General features: G+C 31.7%; 18 protein-coding genes. 6 read left to right on the plus strand and 12 right to left on the minus strand.

The annotated features are described in order from the left end of the window. The 10 genes from QM746_RS15065 to QM746_RS15110 form a co-directional block, all read right to left on the minus strand. Positions 1-1,113, minus strand: coding sequence for a 5-(carboxyamino)imidazole ribonucleotide synthase (locus tag QM746_RS15065; RefSeq protein ID WP_414984969.1), 1,113 nt, complete (start codon positions 1,111-1,113; stop codon positions 1-3). A gap of 90 nt (positions 1,114-1,203) precedes the next feature. Next, a complete protein-coding gene (locus QM746_RS15070; RefSeq protein ID WP_414984970.1) occupies positions 1,204-1,638 on the minus strand; it encodes a nuclear transport factor 2 family protein in 435 nt (144 codons plus the stop codon). A gap of 39 nt (positions 1,639-1,677) precedes the next feature. Next, positions 1,678-2,055 (minus strand): VOC family protein, encoded by a 378-nt coding sequence (locus QM746_RS15075; protein ID WP_414984971.1) that lies wholly within the window; start codon positions 2,053-2,055, stop codon positions 1,678-1,680. A 3-nt stretch (positions 2,056-2,058) separates the two neighbouring features. Next, a complete protein-coding gene (locus tag QM746_RS15080; RefSeq protein WP_414984972.1) occupies positions 2,059-3,087 on the minus strand; it encodes an LLM class flavin-dependent oxidoreductase in 1,029 nt (342 codons plus the stop codon). A 324-nt stretch (positions 3,088-3,411) separates the two neighbouring features. Next, positions 3,412-4,470: a diphosphomevalonate/mevalonate 3,5-bisphosphate decarboxylase family protein gene (locus QM746_RS15085; RefSeq protein WP_414984973.1), complete on the minus strand. Its 1,059-nt coding sequence runs from the start codon at positions 4,468-4,470 to the stop codon at positions 3,412-3,414. A 50-nt stretch (positions 4,471-4,520) separates the two neighbouring features. After that, positions 4,521-5,525, minus strand: coding sequence for an NAD-dependent epimerase/dehydratase family protein (locus QM746_RS15090; RefSeq protein WP_414984974.1), 1,005 nt, complete (start codon positions 5,523-5,525; stop codon positions 4,521-4,523). Positions 5,526-5,586: 61 nt separating this feature from the next. Further along, the gene (locus tag QM746_RS15095; protein ID WP_414984975.1) at positions 5,587-6,372 is read right to left on the minus strand and encodes an alpha/beta fold hydrolase; all 786 of its coding nucleotides are present in this window, start codon (positions 6,370-6,372) and stop codon (positions 5,587-5,589) included. A 54-nt stretch (positions 6,373-6,426) separates the two neighbouring features. After that, complete coding sequence (locus QM746_RS15100) at positions 6,427-6,831, minus strand: hypothetical protein (protein ID WP_414984976.1); 405 nt, start codon at positions 6,829-6,831, stop codon at positions 6,427-6,429. Positions 6,832-6,853: 22 nt separating this feature from the next. Continuing rightward, positions 6,854-7,588, minus strand: a complete 735-nt coding sequence (locus QM746_RS15105) for a pyridoxine 5'-phosphate synthase (protein WP_414984977.1) — start codon at positions 7,586-7,588, stop codon at positions 6,854-6,856. Between the two features lie 103 nt (positions 7,589-7,691). Beyond that, positions 7,692-8,933: a mechanosensitive ion channel family protein gene (locus QM746_RS15110; protein WP_414984978.1), complete on the minus strand. Its 1,242-nt coding sequence runs from the start codon at positions 8,931-8,933 to the stop codon at positions 7,692-7,694. An 85-nt stretch (positions 8,934-9,018) separates the two neighbouring features. Here QM746_RS15110 and QM746_RS15115 point away from each other — a divergent pair, with 85 nt between their 5' ends. Both QM746_RS15115 and QM746_RS15120 read left to right on the plus strand, forming a co-directional pair. Beyond that, positions 9,019-9,504 (plus strand): DUF456 domain-containing protein, encoded by a 486-nt coding sequence (locus QM746_RS15115; protein ID WP_414984979.1) that lies wholly within the window; start codon positions 9,019-9,021, stop codon positions 9,502-9,504. A 6-nt stretch (positions 9,505-9,510) separates the two neighbouring features. Continuing rightward, the gene (locus QM746_RS15120; protein WP_414984980.1) at positions 9,511-9,975 is read left to right on the plus strand and encodes a hypothetical protein; all 465 of its coding nucleotides are present in this window, start codon (positions 9,511-9,513) and stop codon (positions 9,973-9,975) included. A gap of 197 nt (positions 9,976-10,172) precedes the next feature. Here QM746_RS15120 and QM746_RS15125 read toward each other — a convergent pair whose 3' ends face one another. Then, on the minus strand, positions 10,173-10,814 hold the full coding sequence (locus QM746_RS15125; protein WP_414984981.1) for a uracil-DNA glycosylase: 642 nt from the start codon (positions 10,812-10,814) through the stop codon (positions 10,173-10,175). 91 nt (positions 10,815-10,905) lie between these two features. Beyond that, positions 10,906-11,598, minus strand: a complete 693-nt coding sequence (locus QM746_RS15130; RefSeq protein ID WP_414984982.1) for a hypothetical protein — start codon at positions 11,596-11,598, stop codon at positions 10,906-10,908. An 84-nt stretch (positions 11,599-11,682) separates the two neighbouring features. Between QM746_RS15130 and QM746_RS15135 the strand changes: the two genes are divergently transcribed. The 4 genes from QM746_RS15135 (at position 11,683) to QM746_RS15150 (ending at position 16,595) form a co-directional block, all read left to right on the plus strand. Then, positions 11,683-13,833: an endonuclease MutS2 gene (locus QM746_RS15135; RefSeq protein ID WP_414984983.1), complete on the plus strand. Its 2,151-nt coding sequence runs from the start codon at positions 11,683-11,685 to the stop codon at positions 13,831-13,833. Positions 13,834-13,886: 53 nt separating this feature from the next. After that, on the plus strand, positions 13,887-14,987 hold the full coding sequence (locus QM746_RS15140) for a sensor histidine kinase (protein WP_414984984.1): 1,101 nt from the start codon (positions 13,887-13,889) through the stop codon (positions 14,985-14,987). Positions 14,988-15,041: 54 nt separating this feature from the next. Continuing rightward, positions 15,042-15,713: a LytR/AlgR family response regulator transcription factor gene (locus tag QM746_RS15145; protein ID WP_414984985.1), complete on the plus strand. Its 672-nt coding sequence runs from the start codon at positions 15,042-15,044 to the stop codon at positions 15,711-15,713. Positions 15,714-15,812: 99 nt separating this feature from the next. Next, positions 15,813-16,595 carry an intradiol ring-cleavage dioxygenase gene (locus QM746_RS15150; RefSeq protein WP_414984986.1) on the plus strand — a complete coding sequence of 261 codons (783 nt, stop codon included), beginning with the start codon at positions 15,813-15,815 and terminating at the stop codon, positions 16,593-16,595. The last annotated feature ends 48 nt before the right edge of the window (positions 16,596-16,643 follow it).

Raw genomic sequence — 16,643 nt, forward strand, 5'->3', positions numbered from 1 at the left:
TTATACCGAAATTACTTTTACCAAAGTTTTTATGTGATTGAGTTTTTCTAAAAGTTCTTCTCTGGAATTTGCCAAAACATTGATATGTCCCATTTTTCTACCAGGTTTTGTTTCGGTTTTTCCATAGAGGTGAACATAGGTTTTTGGCAATTTTAAAACTTCTTCTAAACCTTCATATTTTACTTTTCCTGTATAATTTTCTTCGCCGACTAAATTCAGCATTCCCGAAAATACAAAAGCATCTGTATCTGCCAAAGGAACATTTTTCAAAACTCTGTAAAATTGTTCAAATTGAGAGTTGGCGTTTCCTTCTTGCGTTTGATGACCAGAATTGTGCAATCTTGGCGCCGTTTCGTTTACCCAAACTTTTCCTTTTTTATCAAGGAATAATTCTATGGCGAAAAGTCCAGCAGAATTGGCAGCTTTGATGAATTTATCTGCAATTACCTCAATTTGAGATTGAACTTCTGATGAAATATCCGCAGGACAAATATTGAAATCCAACAAATTCAGTTTTTCATCGGCAACCATTTCTGTTACAGGAAAAGTTTTGGTTTCGCCATTTTCGTTTTTAGTGATAATGATAGAAAGTTCTTTGTCGATATCTACTAAATTTTCTAACACCGAATCTTCTGTCCAAAGATTTTTTAAATCTTCAGCATTTCTGATGATTTGCACGCCTTTTCCATCGTAACCGCCAGTATTTAGCTTTTGAACAAAAGGAAAATCGATTTTAATTTCATCTGAACTTCCGTCCATTATTTCAAAATCTGGACTTGGAATATTGTTATTTTTGTAAAATTCTTTTTGAAGAATTTTTTGTTGAATAGTTTTGATGATTTCAGCGCTTGGAATTACTTTTTTTCCTTGTTTTTCTAACTCAAAAAGCGCATCTACATTTACGTGTTCTATTTCTATGGAAACTACATCTTTGTCTTGTCCGAAAGACAAAACATCGTCGTAATTATTAAAACTTCCTAACGTAAAATGCGAAATGTGAGCACAAGAACAGTCTTTTTGAGGATCTAGCACACAGAATTCGTCGTCATAATTTAATGCATTTTGAATGAACATTCTGCCAAGTTGTCCACCACCAAGAATACCGATTTTCATTTTTTTTGATTTATTTCTGTGCAAAAATATAAATAAGTTTTGCAGTTGGCAATTTTCTTGAAAATAAAAAAATCGAACTTTCGTCCGATTTTATTTTATGCAATTCTCTTTTCGTCTGGTATCAATAATGTATTGAATTTTCCATTCGTTGTTCAATTTCGTCAATTGAAAGCTATTAACACCGCAATGCGAGAAATTTCCCTTGTAATAAAATTGATATGGAACCCAAACCGAAGCCATATTTCCATCAACCAAAATTTTAGAAATGGTAAATCTTTCGTCTAAATCACCAACTTTGGCAGCACCAACTTGTTTAGCAAAACCTTCTACTTTTTCGGTTTTTATTTCGTTGTTTTTGCCAAAAGTTTGCATAATTGCTGAACTAGAAAAAGCGTTTTTAACCCCAAGAGAATCTGCAGATTTCATTGCTTTAAAAAGACTTTCGATAGGTTTTACAACTTCTTTTTCAGATACATCTTGAGCAAAAGAAAAAGTTGAAATCAATAGAAATAAAAATGTTTTCATATCAATATTTATCAATAAGTACATTTTGAAATCTAAAAGTTACATTTCATAAAATTCTAAAGGCAAATCATCTGGGTCTGCTGTGAAAAAGAATTTTTTATTGGTAAATTCATCTATTCTAATTTCTTCACAATTGAGTCCTTTTTGTAATAATTCTGTACGTTTTTCCTCTACATTTTCTACCGCAAAAGCCAAATGTCGCAAACCACAACTTTCTGGTCTGGAGGGTCTTTTCGGAGGATTTGGAAACGAAAAAAGTTCTATTACGTAATCATCACCAATTGCCAAATCTAGTTTATAAGACTTTCTTTCTTCTCTATAAACTTCTCGAATGATATTCAAACCTAAAATCTCAGTGTAGAAATTTTTAGAAATTTGATAATCTGAACAAATGATGGCAATGTGGTGAATTTTCATTTTTTATCTTACTTTTTCTGCAACTTTAGTCCCGAATAACTCAATACTTTTCATCATCACATCATGGTTAGGAGCGCCAACATCCATGTGAGCAATATATCTTGTTAAACCAAACATTTCTTTTACGTCATTTATTTTTGCTGCCACTTCACCAGAATTCCCGATAAACAAAGCTCCATCTTTGCTTCTACCGCCTTCATATTGCATTTTGGTATAAGGCGACCAACCTCTTGTGCTGCCAATTCGGTTCATTTGAGCCGCATAATTTTCAAAATAAGCATCAATAACTTCAGGATCTTCGCTTACCAAAGTGTGAGAATGAATTCCGATTTGCATTTCGGCTGGATTGTGTCCGTTTTTCAAATATTCTTGTTTGTAATAAGCAATTAAAGGTTTAAATTGTTTTGGTAAACCGCCAATAATCGCGACCACCAAAGGCAAACCTAATCTGGCAGCTCTAAGAACAGATTCTGGAGTTCCGCCAACTGCAATCCAAACAGGTAATTTACCATTGCTAGTAGCTCTAGGATATACCGTTTGATTTTCCATTGGAACTCTAAGATTTCCTTTCCAAGTTACGTTTTCTTGAGAATTTATTTTGAGTAATAAATCTAATTTTTCTTCGAAAAGTTCGTGATAATCATTCAAATTGTAACCAAAAAGCGGAAAAGATTCTATAAAACTTCCTCTTCCGACACCAATTTCGGCTCTTCCGCCAGAAATTAAATCCAAAGTAGAAAAATCTTGATACACTTTTACAGGTTCTGCTGAACTTAACACCGTAACAGCACTCATCAATTTGATATTTTTTGTAATTGAAGCAGCTGCAGAAAGCACCATTTCTGGAGACGAAACCACGTAATCTGGACGGTGATGTTCGCCCAAAGCAAAAACATCAATTCCTAATTCGTCGGCTAATTTTATTTCGGCTAAAATTTGTTGTAATTTTTGTTGAGCATCAGCAAATTTCCCTGTTTCCTTATCGAAAGCCAAATCGCCGAACATCCCAACTCCTATTTCAAATTTTTTCATATTCTAAATTTTTATTCAAAAATACAACTTCTGAGCAGCGAATGAATTGATGTAAGGTAAGAAATAGATTGAGTTTATTTTAATAAATAATTACCAAATAATCTTTCTATTCTCTCCCCGAACTCCTAAGGAAAAATTTTTAATTAAATAAATTAGAAAAAATATTATTATCAATACAATAATAAATATCAAAACTGATTTTAACCTAATTTTCATAACATTAAAATTTAGATTCCTATGGAAATTGAAAATTCTACGAAGTCTATGACAAACTTTTTGATTAATTTTAAAACTCTTGACTTCTGACTTCTGACTTCCAACTTTTTAAAACCTCATCACATCTTTCACCACTCCTCCTTTTTGGGTGTGTTGCAATAATTCGGTTTCTATAAAATTTTTAATAGTTTCAGAGCTTTCGTTTTCTGGGAAAAGCAAGTGTACATTTGCGCCAGCGTCTAAGGTAAAAAACAAAGGATTGCCCTTTTCTTCACGGAATTTCCAAAGTTTATTGATAACTTCCATTGTCCCCGTTTTCATCAAAATAAAGGCTGGTTCGCTCATCATCATCATGGCATGAAGCGTTAAAGCTTCGTGTTCTACCAACGTGATGAATTTTTCTAAATTTCCTGTTTTCAGAATTTCTTTAAGAGGAACAAAATTCTCTCTCGCTTCTTGGAAACGTCTTTCGGCATAAGGATTTGTATTCATTAAACCATGACCAACAGTAGAACTCACCGTTTTTTGACCTTCATGAATAAGCAAAACCCAATCGTTAAAATTCTTAAAAATTGGGTGAATTTCTTCATCAGGATATTTCACCGCAAATAAATCTGAACTTCCTTCTACTTCATCCGTTTTTCCCCAAACCACAAGTCCATTATACAAACTTCTACAAGCGCTTCCGCTTCCTAAACGTGCTAAAAAAGAAGCCTTTTGGTTAATGGTTGATGGTTGATGGTTGTCAGTAGAAAAAATTTGGTCTAGATTCATCAAACAACTTGCAATAGCTCCAAAACCTGAAGCCGAACTTGCAATTCCTGAACTGTGAGGAAATGTATTTTCAGTCTTGATAATGTATTTTCCTTTGAGAATCCAAGGCAAATATTGTACTATATTTTTGAAATATTTATCAATTTTTTCTGCGAATATCAGTTCTTCATTTCCAGCCAAAAAAGTTTGAACAGAAAACGGTTCATTTGCCAAAAACTCCATTGAAGTTTGGGTATTGCAATGATTCAAAGTATAAGAAATACTAGGATTTGCAGGCATTTGATTGGCATATTTCCCCCAATATTTAATTAAAGCAATATTAGACGGACAAATTGCCGAAACCACTTGATTGGATATATTGAAATTTTGATTTCCTAAAAATTGATTTTCCATAATTTTTGTTTAAACGCAAAGATTTTTCATTGCGCTATTATTGCGAGGAATTATTTATTTGATTTTATATAATTTTCTACATGAAAAGCCAAACTTTCTTCTACAGAAATGAATTCATAATTAAGCTTTTCTTTTATTTTTTGGTTGGAAATTTTATTGAATTCTGTTACTGATTTCGCATTCACTTTATTTGCCATTTTGAGCGGAGAAATAAGCCAACCTAAAATTGAATTCAAGAAAACTGCTACTTTTAATAAATTATTTGGAACAATTTTAACTGCTGGTTTTCCTAGTTTTTGTTTGATAGAATTCGCAATTTCTTCATACTTTTTGTTTTCGGAAATTAAGATAAATCTTTCTGCGAAAATGTTTTTTCCCATCAATTCTACCGAAATTTTGGCAACATCTCTCACATCTACATAAGAAGTTCCTCCCGAAAAAGTATAATTATTTTCTCCCAATTCTTTGAATAAAGTTCCGCTGCTTTCGTTCCAATTTCCAGAACCGATGATTAAACCAGGATTCACAATTACGGTATTTAAACCTTCAGCCGAAGCTCGCCAAACTTCCATTTCTGCAAAATGTTTCGAAATAGCATAAGCAGAATGGTCTATTTTAGGATTAAAATCTGAACTTTCGTCTAATTCTCCGTTTTCATTGAATCCATCTAGAACCGCAATAGAACTCACAAAAAGGAATTTCTTAACCGAAGAATTTTCGCAAGCGTACAAAAGTTGTGTAGTTCCTTCAATATTGGTGTGATACATTTTTTTCTCATCATTTGGATGAAAACTCACTTTTGCAGCACAATGGTAAACTTCTTCTACGCCTTCTAAAGCTTTTTCAAGAGAGTTAAGATTGTCAAAATCTACATCAATCCAATTGATTTTTTCAAAATATTCGTTAGGATTTTCGGTGTAAAATCGGAAAGAGTTTTTCACTTCTTCCAGATTGCTAGATTTTCTTTTGGTTGCGCGAACCGTTTTACCACGTTTTAACAATTCTAAAACGATAACTCTTCCGAGAATTCCTGTGGCGCCTGTAACGAGAATCATTCTTTTTGTTGGATGTTAGATGTTAGATGATTTTTACAAAAATACGGTTAATTATTTAAGTTTAAAATTCACTTTTTGACAAGAAATTTTTCACTGCTTCATTAAAATCTTTCGGGTTTTCGGCTTGAACCCAATGCCCTGCATTATCAATAGTAATTAATTGATATTTAGGAAATTGCTGACGAAGCAACAAACCATCTTGTGGAAGAATATAATTGGATTTTGCACCAGCTATAAATAACGTTTCACCTTCAAATTTTCCAAATTTTATAGCATTCGAAACAAATTCTGTGTATTTTTCTGATAAAGTTGTCAAATTAAAACGCCAATTGAGCTTTTTATCTTCCGTCCAATACAAATTTTTAGTTAAAAACTGAATCACAGATTTCTCTGGAATGTACTGTTGAAGAACTTCCTCTACCTCTTGTCTGGAATTTACTTCGTTAAAATTAACAGATTGAAGCGCTTTAATAATTCCTTGATGATGTGGAGGATACGCTTTTGGAGCAATATCTACCACGATGAGTTTTTCAACTTTTTCAGGAAAAGAGATTGCGAAAGTCATCACTGCTTTTCCGCCGAGAGAATGCCCAAGAAGATTGGCTTTTTCGATGCCATGAAAATTCATATAATTGAGAATATCTTCTGCCAAAACTTGATGATTCATTTCGTCTGAATGAAAACTTTTCCCGTGATTTCTTAAATCCAGAATATGAGTTGGAAACAATTCTCCGAATTCTTTCCCGAAACTTCCCCAGTTATCCAACATCCCGAAAAGTCCGTGAAAAACGAGAAGAGGTGTTCCGTTTTTCTCTTGTCCGTATATTTTTGAGTGTAATATGTTCATTTTTTTCTCGCTGATTTTAAAATTAAAATTTTCGGCTAATCCCCAAAATAAAATTCATTCCCATTGATTTGTTTTATGTATTTTAAAATAATAAGAAGAAATTATTATTGAAATACAATAAATAACTGAAAATGTTATACCACTAAAATTTCCATTACTGTTATAAGAATTATTTCCAAAAACTAGTCTTACATTAATTATCATTAAAATAATTGATAAGATTATAAGAATAAATTTGCTTTTTTCATTAAGTTTAGACTTTAATTTTAAAAAACTTAAATGATAAATTAAAAATGATGGTAAAGAATAAATCAATGAATATCCAAACATAAAAAAAATTAATAAAATTGAATCTGGATCAAAAGTTTTAATTTTTAAAAATGTTAATAAATTAAAAAGTATTGGCGACAAAATTAAAGTTGTTAACCAAACTTTAATAGTGTATAATTTATCTTCCATCCGTAAATTATTTTCAATTAAATTACCACTTTGCCAACCTTTTCAAATAAGCTTGAATCGTGTTTTCTAAACCCAAATACAACGCTTCAGAAATCAGAGCGTGACCAATAGAAACTTCCAACAAATTCGGGATATTATCTGCAAAATATTTCAGATTGTCGAGACTCAAATCGTGCCCTGCATTAATTCCTAAACCATATTTTGCAGCTTCTAGAGCCGTTTCGTAGTAAGGTTTTATAGCCAATTCTTTTGTCATGCTGAGCGAAGTCGAAGCATAATTTCTGGCATAACCTTCGGTGTAAAGTTCTATTCTGTCTGTACCTGTTTCTGCGGCAAATTTCACCATTTCAGGATTTGGGTCTAGGAAAATAGAGGTTCTAATTCCTGCGTTTTTAAATTCTGCAATTACAGATTTTAAGAAATCTAGATTTTTTTCACAATCCCAACCTTGGTTAGAAGTGATGGCGTCATCTGCATCTGGAACCAGCGTTACTTGCTCTGGTTTTACTTCTAAAACCATATCTATAAACGGACGGTGAGGATTTCCTTCAATATTAAATTCTGTGTAAACCAAAGGTTTCAAATCGTACACATCTTTTCTGGTGATGTGTCTTTCGTCTGGTCTTGGATGAATGGTAATCCCTTGTCCGCCAAACTCTTGAATTTTAATTGCTGCTTCTGTTACACTTGGTGTGTCTGCTCCTCTTGCATTTCTAATCGTTGCAATTTTATTGATGTTTACTGATAATTTTGTCATTATATAGTTGATAGTTGATAGTTGATAGTTGATAGTTGTTGGCTGATTCTTTGGATGTCAATTTATTTTTTCATCAACTGACAACCAATAACTATCAACAAAATTATACTTTATTTACTTGCATTACTTCTAGGTCAAAATCTTTAGCTGCCGTAAGAATATGGTCAAAAATATCTGCTTGAATTCTCTCGTAATCTACCAATTCTGCTTTGTTGGCAAAACAATAGATTTCTAAAGGCAAACCTTGCGGTGTAATCTCTAACTGACGAACCAATACAATTTCGTCTTGGTCTATTTTAGGATTATTTTTCAGAAAATTAAGAACGTAATTTCTAAAAAGTCCAATATTTGTTAATTGTTGACCATTAATTAAACGTTCAGAATGCGGAATTCCTTTTTTAGATTCTGCAATTTCTCTCAGTTTTCGGTCTAAATATTCTGAAATAAGATTGATGTCTTTTACTTTATTATAAAATTCTTCGTCAACAAATTTGAAAGATTTGATATTAAAATAGATAGAACGTTTTATTCTTCTACTGCTTCCTTCGTACATAATTTGATGATTTCTAATTTCCGTAGAAAGCAAATCATAAGTAGGAATTGTAGAAATAGTTTTATCAAAATTTTGAATTTTGGTAGTTAAAAGATTAATATCCTGAATATTACCTTCAATATTATATTTCGGAATTCCTATCCAATCGCCAATTTTTAAATTTTTAGAAGTAGAAACGTGTATCCCCGTTACAAATCCTAAAATAGTATCTCTAAAAACCAATAAAACAACAGCTGTAACAGCTCCTAAAACACCAATCACGGTTTGCAAACCAATACCAAAAATTACAAAAATCCCAATAAGCGAAAAAATTACAATCCCGAAAATCCTTAGCGACTCTGAAATCGCTTTAATTGCTGTAATTCTATACCTATCTTGGTTTTGTTCATAATAAGTCTCTACCGCTTTTATCAATCGGTAAACTAACACTGCAAAAACCATTACTTGCCCAAAAATAATCATCCTTTCTGTATAAATATTGGTTCTAGGATGTCTTGGTCCAAAAATCTCTTCGTAGATAAAAAAACAAAATAATAAAGAGAAAAAATGAGCCAGAGAACGCCAAGCTTTCTGTTTATATATTTCTTTTAAGATACTTTTACTTCCTAAAATCTTCACTAAAATTTTAGAAAAATATTTCCAAAAAAGAATAGAAATAAAATCTACCACCAAAAAAGTAAGAACCAAAAACAAAAGTTTTGCACCAATGGCAAATGGTAAATACAAGTCGTCTGTAATGTATTGAGTTACCCAAATACTTATTTTGTCGCTCCAACTTTTAAAAAATCCCATTTAGCTATAATTTTCCTACAAAAATAGAAAATATGATTGGCAATTGCGTTTATTTATTAATTTTATACAAATTTTTATACAAATAATGGAGCAAGCTTTTTTCGCATTTATTTCTTTATTGCTTATTGCTGTGGGTATTGCAGGAACAATTCTGCCTATTTTGCCAGGTTTGTTGCTTAGTTTTGCAGGAATTTTATTATACAAATTCTTCGGGAATCCAGAATTTTCTATTATTTATGTTATTATTTTTGGAATTTTAACTTTGGTTTCATTAATTCTTAATTATACCATTCCCATCAAAACTACAGCTAAATACGGAGGAAGCAGATATGGTAAAATCGGAGGGTTTTTAGGAACCATTATCGGATTATTTTTTCCGCCAATTGGTTTTATAATAGGGATGTTGCTTGGTGTTTTCTTAGGAGAACTCATCCATGATAGAAAAGACAGAAAAAAAGCATTTAACGCTACAAAAGGAGCTTTTTTAGGATTTGTTTACGGTACAGGTTTTAACCTTTTGGTAGGTTTGGCAATGTTTTTGGTAGTTCTAATAGATATATTTTTAAAATAAATAATGATGAAATCTAAAATATTTTTTCTTGCAGTTTCGGCACTTATTTTCACACAATGTGCTTCTCAAAAAAAATCTGAAAATCTAAAAATGCCTATTACAAAATCTGAAATAGTAAATAGTACTTATCCAACTGAAAAACCAGAAAATGGAACAATAAGATTGGTAGAAAAACAAAATATTTTTTCGGAAGAAAATAAGTTAAACATCACTTTTGTTAAAACCATCGAAGACAGCAGATGTCCTATGAATGCGCGCTGCATTACTGCGGGATTTGCAACTGTAGAAATAGAAGTAATGAGTTTGCATTCCAGACCAAGAAAATTTACCATTTCTACTCAAGAGAATAAAAATTCTTTTGTTTTTGGAGGCAAAAAAATTACGTTAACGAATATTTACCCTTCCAATTCTACCGATGTAGGTTTTGACGATTTAAAAGGAAAATATGTAGTTGATTTAAAAATAGAATAATATTTTGGCCGTGTTTTTTGCCAAAGCTTATCCCAACACAAAAAAACCGCGCTGTCCGTTACAATCTTTTTAAAATTTTTCCCAGAGCTTAAACCCTTTCTGCGTTCAAAACGCAAAAAGGGTTGCCATCACAAAAAATTTTAAAAAGGATTTCCACTACCATCGCTCACGCAAGGTGCAGAAATTTTTAGAAACATTTACCAATCAATCGGTTTTTTGCCTTTTAATTTCAAATAATCGTTAATTTTAGAAAAAGGTCTGCTTCCGTAGAAACCTCTGTACACCGAAAACGGAGAAGGATGAGCAGATTGAATGATAAAATGCTTCGTTTCATCTATAAGCGAAGCTTTTTTTTGTGCAAAAGCGCCCCAAAGAACAAAAACTACATTTTCTTTTTTCTCAGAAATTTCTTTGATGATAAAATCTGTGAATTTTTCCCAACCCAAATCTTTGTGAGAATTCGGTTCGTGAGCACGAACCGTAAGCGTTGCATTGAGCAATAAAACACCTTGTTTTGCCCAAGAATCCAGTTCATTACTCGTTTTTTCGATTCCTAAATCGTCTTTCAATTCGGTAAAAATATTTTTGAGCGAAGGCGGAGCTTTTACTTGGTCTGAAACAGAAAAACACAAACCATTTGCCTGAAAATCGTTATGATAAGGGTCTTGACCAATAATTACAACTTCAACGTCCTCAAAAGGCGTGAGTTCTATCGCTCGGAAAATTTGTTCTTTCGGAGGAAAACATTTATTCGCAGCATATTCATATTTTACTTTTTGCCAAAGCGTTTCAAAATATTCTGTGTTTTTTATTGGGGAAAGGATTTCTGTCCAAGTCATGATTTGTTGTAAAATTGTTTAATTGTTAATTCGTAAAGTTGCATTGTCTTTGCAAGGAATGAGGAACGAATGACGAAGCAATCTGTTAAAGTTATTTCAGATTTTCTTTCTTAATAATTTTAGCAAATTGTTTTTCTAATTGTTTATTATTTTTACTAATCGTGTCAAATTTTCCATTATTGAATTGTAAAAGAAAATAATGATTTTCCATAAAACTTGGTGTTTCATTATCTACGTCCATGCTATCATCATGCGCATAATACCTCCAAAGAAAGCAATTCAATTGATTATTTTTATCTTTATAAATCCAAGATTTTTTGGTGAGAACATCTCCTGCATCTCCCCAACTTTCAGCAATTTCTATAAAATTTATAATTTTTTCTTGGCTTTTATTGTAAACAAAAAATTTTAAAGATGTTGGCCAATATTCTGATGGAGTTCTAGCAATTAAACCTAAATTATTTTCATCTACATTGAACTTATAAATTGCATACGTTTCTATTTTACCACTCTCAAAAACATCATATTTTTCTGGAAATAATTTCACATCGCAACTATCTATTTTTTTACCGAAAAATTCGAAATTTTCATTATAAATTTCTTCTCCAGAATAAACTTTAAGCGTATCAAAATCTACAGTTTTAAATTTGTCTAAAAACTTTTGATTTTTACTTACCCAAACTTTGATTTCTGGTACTTTTTCTTTTATAATTTCAGTTTTTGAAACTTCCTTTTTACAAGAAATTAAACTTAAAACCGTGAAAATTGTCATTAGTTTTTTCATAAAATTTATTTATTCAAACTTACAAAAATCATTGAAACGATTTTACATCTTTACAATTCAACGACTTTACACTATCTTTGCACCGTGCAAGTTACCAAAGAAAATTTACAAGAATTAGAGTTCCCGAAACTGCTTGCGGAGATTTCTCCTTTTGCTTTTTCGCCGAAAGTAGCCGATAAAATCCTTCATCTTAAACTTTTAAAAATTGATGAAGCAGAAATTTCATTAAAAAAAACGTCTGAATTCCTTACGAGTTTTGAGAGTTCTAACGCTATTCCTTTCAGCGAATACGAAGACTTAGAAGCAGAATTGAAGGTAATGCACATCGAAAATTTCAGGTTAGATAATACTGCTTTTATTCGAATTAAAAACATAACAGAACAAATTGGGAAACTGCAAAAATTCTTTCCTGCATTTTCTGAAACCTTCCCAATTTTGTTGGAAGAAGTTCAGAAATTAGAATTTAAAAAAGAAATTGTAGAAAAAATAGACAAAGTTTTCAACAGATTTGGAGAAGTAAAATCTGAAGCTTCCACCGTTTTGAAAACATTAAGAACCGAAATTCAGCACGCTAAAAAACACATTCAGGAGAATTTTAGCAAAACGCTTTCTCATCTTTCTTCTACAGATTTTTTAGATGAAATTAGAGAAACGGTAATTGATGACCAAAGAGTTCTCGCTGTAAAATCTAGCTTCAAAAAAAGAGTTCCGGGAAGAGTTTTGGGCGTTTCTAAAACAGGTTCTATCACGTATATTCAGCCAGAAAGTGTTGCTAGACATCAATTCAAACTGAAAGAAGCCGAAGAAGAAGAAAAAAAGGAAATTGATAAAATTCTTAGAAAATTAACCGCAGAAATTGCCATTTTTGCTCCAGAATTAGAAGAATATCAAACGTATATTTTCGATTTGGACATTACAAGAGCCAAAGCCAAATTTGCTGAACAAGTAAACGGAGTTTTGCCAAAAATCAATCGACATAAAACGATGAGATTGGTAAATGCTTTTCATCCTTTGCTTTTGCTGAAAAATAAAGCCGAAAACAAGGAAATTTATCCCCAAACTTTAACTTTGACAGAGCACAACCGAATTCTTTGTATTTCTGGACCGAATGCTGGTGGAAAATCTATCACTTTAAAAACTGTTGGTTTGCTTCAATTGATGATTCAAAGTGGGATTTTAGTGCCCGTTCATCCGAAATCTGAAATGTTCTTTTTCAATAAAATAAGAACCGACATTGGCGACAACCAATCTATTGAAAATCACCTTTCTACATACAGTTCTCGTCTCAAAAAAATGTCTGGAATTATACGAGAAGCAGATGATAACACCTTACTTTTGATTGATGAATTTGGTACAGGTTCAGACCCAGAATTAGGTGGCGCTTTAGCAGAAAGTTTTCTGGAATTTTTCTACGAAAAAAAATCTTTTGCCATTATCACCACGCATTATACCAACATAAAATTGGTGGTAGAACAATTGCCAAATGCAACGAATGCTGCAATGCTTTTTGATGAACATTCTTTGGAACCTTTGTATAAATTAGAAGTAGGACAAGCAGGAAGTTCTTTTACTTTTGAAGTGGCAGAAAAGAATAAAATTCCGAGATTTATCATCAGAAATGCCCGTGAAAAAGTAGAAAAAGATGTAGTAAACTTAGATAAAACCATTGTAAAACTTCAGCAAGAAAAATTTGAAGTAGAAAAGCTAAAAACCAATCTCGCCGAACAAAAAGAATCTGTAGAAGATAAGCGAGAAAATCTTCAAAAACTGAACGAACAATTGCAACAAAAGCTCTATAATTTCCAAAAATTGTACGAAGAAGAACATCGAAAATTACAATTCGGGAACAAGATAGAAACCTTTATTGATGGTTATTTGAGAGGAAAATCTAGAAAAGACATTGTAAAAGATTTTGTAAAAATTCTGGAGCAAGAGAAATTTAGAAAATTAGGTTCAGACAAAACTGAATCTGACAAACTGAAAGTAACCAAAAGAAAGGTAGAACAACAACTCAAAAAAGAAAATATACAAGTCCAGATTGCAGAAACCAACCAAAAATTGGAAGAAAAAACGCAAAAAGAACGTGCCGTTTGGATGAAGGTTGGGCAACGTGTAAGAATTGCAGGTTCTACATCAATTGGCACCATAGAAACCATCCACAAAAACGGAAAAGTAACCGTAAATTACGGACTTTTTAAGACGCAGATTGATGGTAATGAATTGGAAAGGATTTGATAAAGGAAAATTTTATTATCTTTATTTTTGAAAATCACATACTATAAAGATTAATGAAAAAAATTCTTATTCATACTATTCTGGTTTTGTTATTTTTAACCATTCCTGTACTTACTTCGCCAGATTTTGACAGCAGTTTCAAGATGCTTTCTGTACCAATGTTCCAGAGAAGTTTTCTAGAAATGGTGTTGCTTATTATTTTTTTCTATGTGAATTTCTTCATTTTAATGCCAAAATTATTCAACACAAAGAAATATCTAATATTCGGCTTTTCTATTCTTTTATGCTACATTACCATTGCTTCTTTATCAAATTTACTAATTGATATTCCTCAAAAATCTGAAATAGCACCAAAAATGCAACCTGATTTTGGACCAGAAATGAGACCCAATTTCAAAAATAGTAGAAATCCTCCTTCATTTGAAATAAACAGACCTCCCGAAATGAGAGAAAACTCATTCGTTTTTAATTTTATGAGAGGCTTATTGCCATTTGGTTTTTCTTTATTATGTTCTTCTTATTTGTTTATTTTCATCAAAAAAAGAGAAATAGAAATGCAAAAAAACAAAGCTGAACTATTGAGTTTAAAATACCAACTTCAGCCACATTTTTTGTTTAATATTCTTAATAACATCTACTCTATGTCTATCCTAAAATCTGATAGAACGCCAGATAGTATCTTGAAATTATCTAATGTAATGAGGTATGTTGTAGATAAATCTAGCAAAGATTTTGTGAAGATAAAAGAAGAAATAGCTTATTTAGAAGATTATATAGCTCTTCAATTGGTGAGAACAGATGACAGTTTGAATTTTTCTTTCAAAAAAGATATAAAAACAGAAAATCTAGTAATTGCACCAATGATTTTAGTAAATTTTATAGAAAATGCTTTCAAATATGGTTTTAATCCGGAAGCAAATTCTGTAATTCAAATAGAAATTTCTACAGAAAACCAAGTGCTTCATTTGAGGGTTTTTAATAGAATTGTAAACAAATCTGTACCTAAAGAAATGTCTACCAAAATTGGTATCAAAAACACTTTAGAGAGATTGAATGAAATCTATCAAAAGAAGCATTCAATTAACATTCAACAAACCAATTCTGAATACATTGTTGATTTAAAGATGAATTTAGAATTGCAAAAAACAATATAATTTAACATTCTTTAGAAATAAAACATTCTGAAATTCGTTAGAAATTAAAAAAAAATGATTACCGCCATTGCATTAGACGACGAGCCATTTGCTTTGAAAATTATAGAAAACTTCTGTAATGAGGTAGATTATATTACACTAGAAAAAACGTACACCAAACAAAGCGAAGCGCTGAAACATCTTAATAAATATCCTGTAGATTTAATTTTTTTAGATATACAAATGCCTCAAAAAAATGGTCTAGATTTTTATAAAAGCATACATCAAAACACCAAAGTAATTTTTACTACAGCTTATCCAGATTATGCGGTAGATGCTTTCGAAGTAAATGCAATAGATTATTTGGTAAAGCCTTTCTCCTTCGAAAGATTTTTAAAAGCTCTTGAAAAAATTAAAGAAAATCTAAAAGCTCCTTCTTCTGAAACCCTTTTTATAAGAGCAGATTATAAGCTTCACAAAATAAATTATCACGATATTCTTTTTGTAGAAGCTTTGGATGATTATATTAAAATTCATCTGAAAGACCAATCTAAAATTACCACAAGACTTACTCTTAAAAACATTCAAGATAAGCTTCCTGCGAGTCATTTTGTAAGAGTTCACAGGTCTTATTTGGTTTCTATTAACCATATTAAAAGTATTGTAAACAAATCTATAAAAATAGAAGATTACATTATTCCTATTGGCGAAAAGTACAAAGAAGAAGTACATAAATTACGACAATAATTATTTTCACCTACACATTTTTTGTCTTTACCTCATTTTTTTCGCTACTCTTTTTTGAGAAATTACCTTTGAAACTGTAAATCAAAAAAGTGGAAAAATATGAAATCTATCAACAGAAAAGATTTTTTAAAAAATCTAGGTTTAGCTGGAGTAACGGTAGCTGCAGCTCCTATTTTGGCTCATTGTAGGTCAGATGGAGACGAACAAACTTCTTCATCTTCTAGCTCATCATCTTCTAGTAGTGGCAGCGGTGGCAGCGGCAGCGGCGGCAGCTCTTCTTCAGGAACCTGTAGTGTTACCAATTCTGAAACGGAAGGTCCTTTCCCTACAAAATCTCCTTCATCATTGGTTAGAACAAATATTATTGGAGATAGAACAGGTGTTGCCTTTACGATTAATATTACTATTCAAAATACCAACAATTCTTGTGCTGTGCTACAAGGTGCATTGGTAGACATTTGGCATTGTGACAAAGACGGAAATTATTCTGAGTACGGAGGCACAAGTATGCAATCTACAGATTATACTTCTAATCATTTTTTGAGAGGAAGACAAACTACAGATTCTAATGGTTTGGTATCTTTTACTTCTATTTTCCCAGGATGGTATCAAAGTAGAGCAACGCACATTCATGTTCATATTTATAAATCTGATGGAACTTCTTTATTGGTAACGCAAATTGCATTTCCCGAAGGAAGCGACAGCGCAGTTGTAGCCGTAAACAGTGCTACTTCTTACGGTTATAGTAAAGGAATGAGTGGCTATACTTACAATGCAAATGATAATGTTTTTTCAGATGGAACGTCTAACGAAATGAGTAGTATTTCGGGAAGTGTTAGTGCTGGTTATATTTTAACACACACTATAAAAGTAGCTGGTTAGTATAATTTTTCATATCAATTTTTGCCATAACTAAGTTCTGTTGTGGCA

Source organism: Cloacibacterium sp. (genome assembly GCF_047601505.1).
Classification (GTDB): Bacteria; Bacteroidota; Bacteroidia; order Flavobacteriales; family Weeksellaceae; genus Cloacibacterium.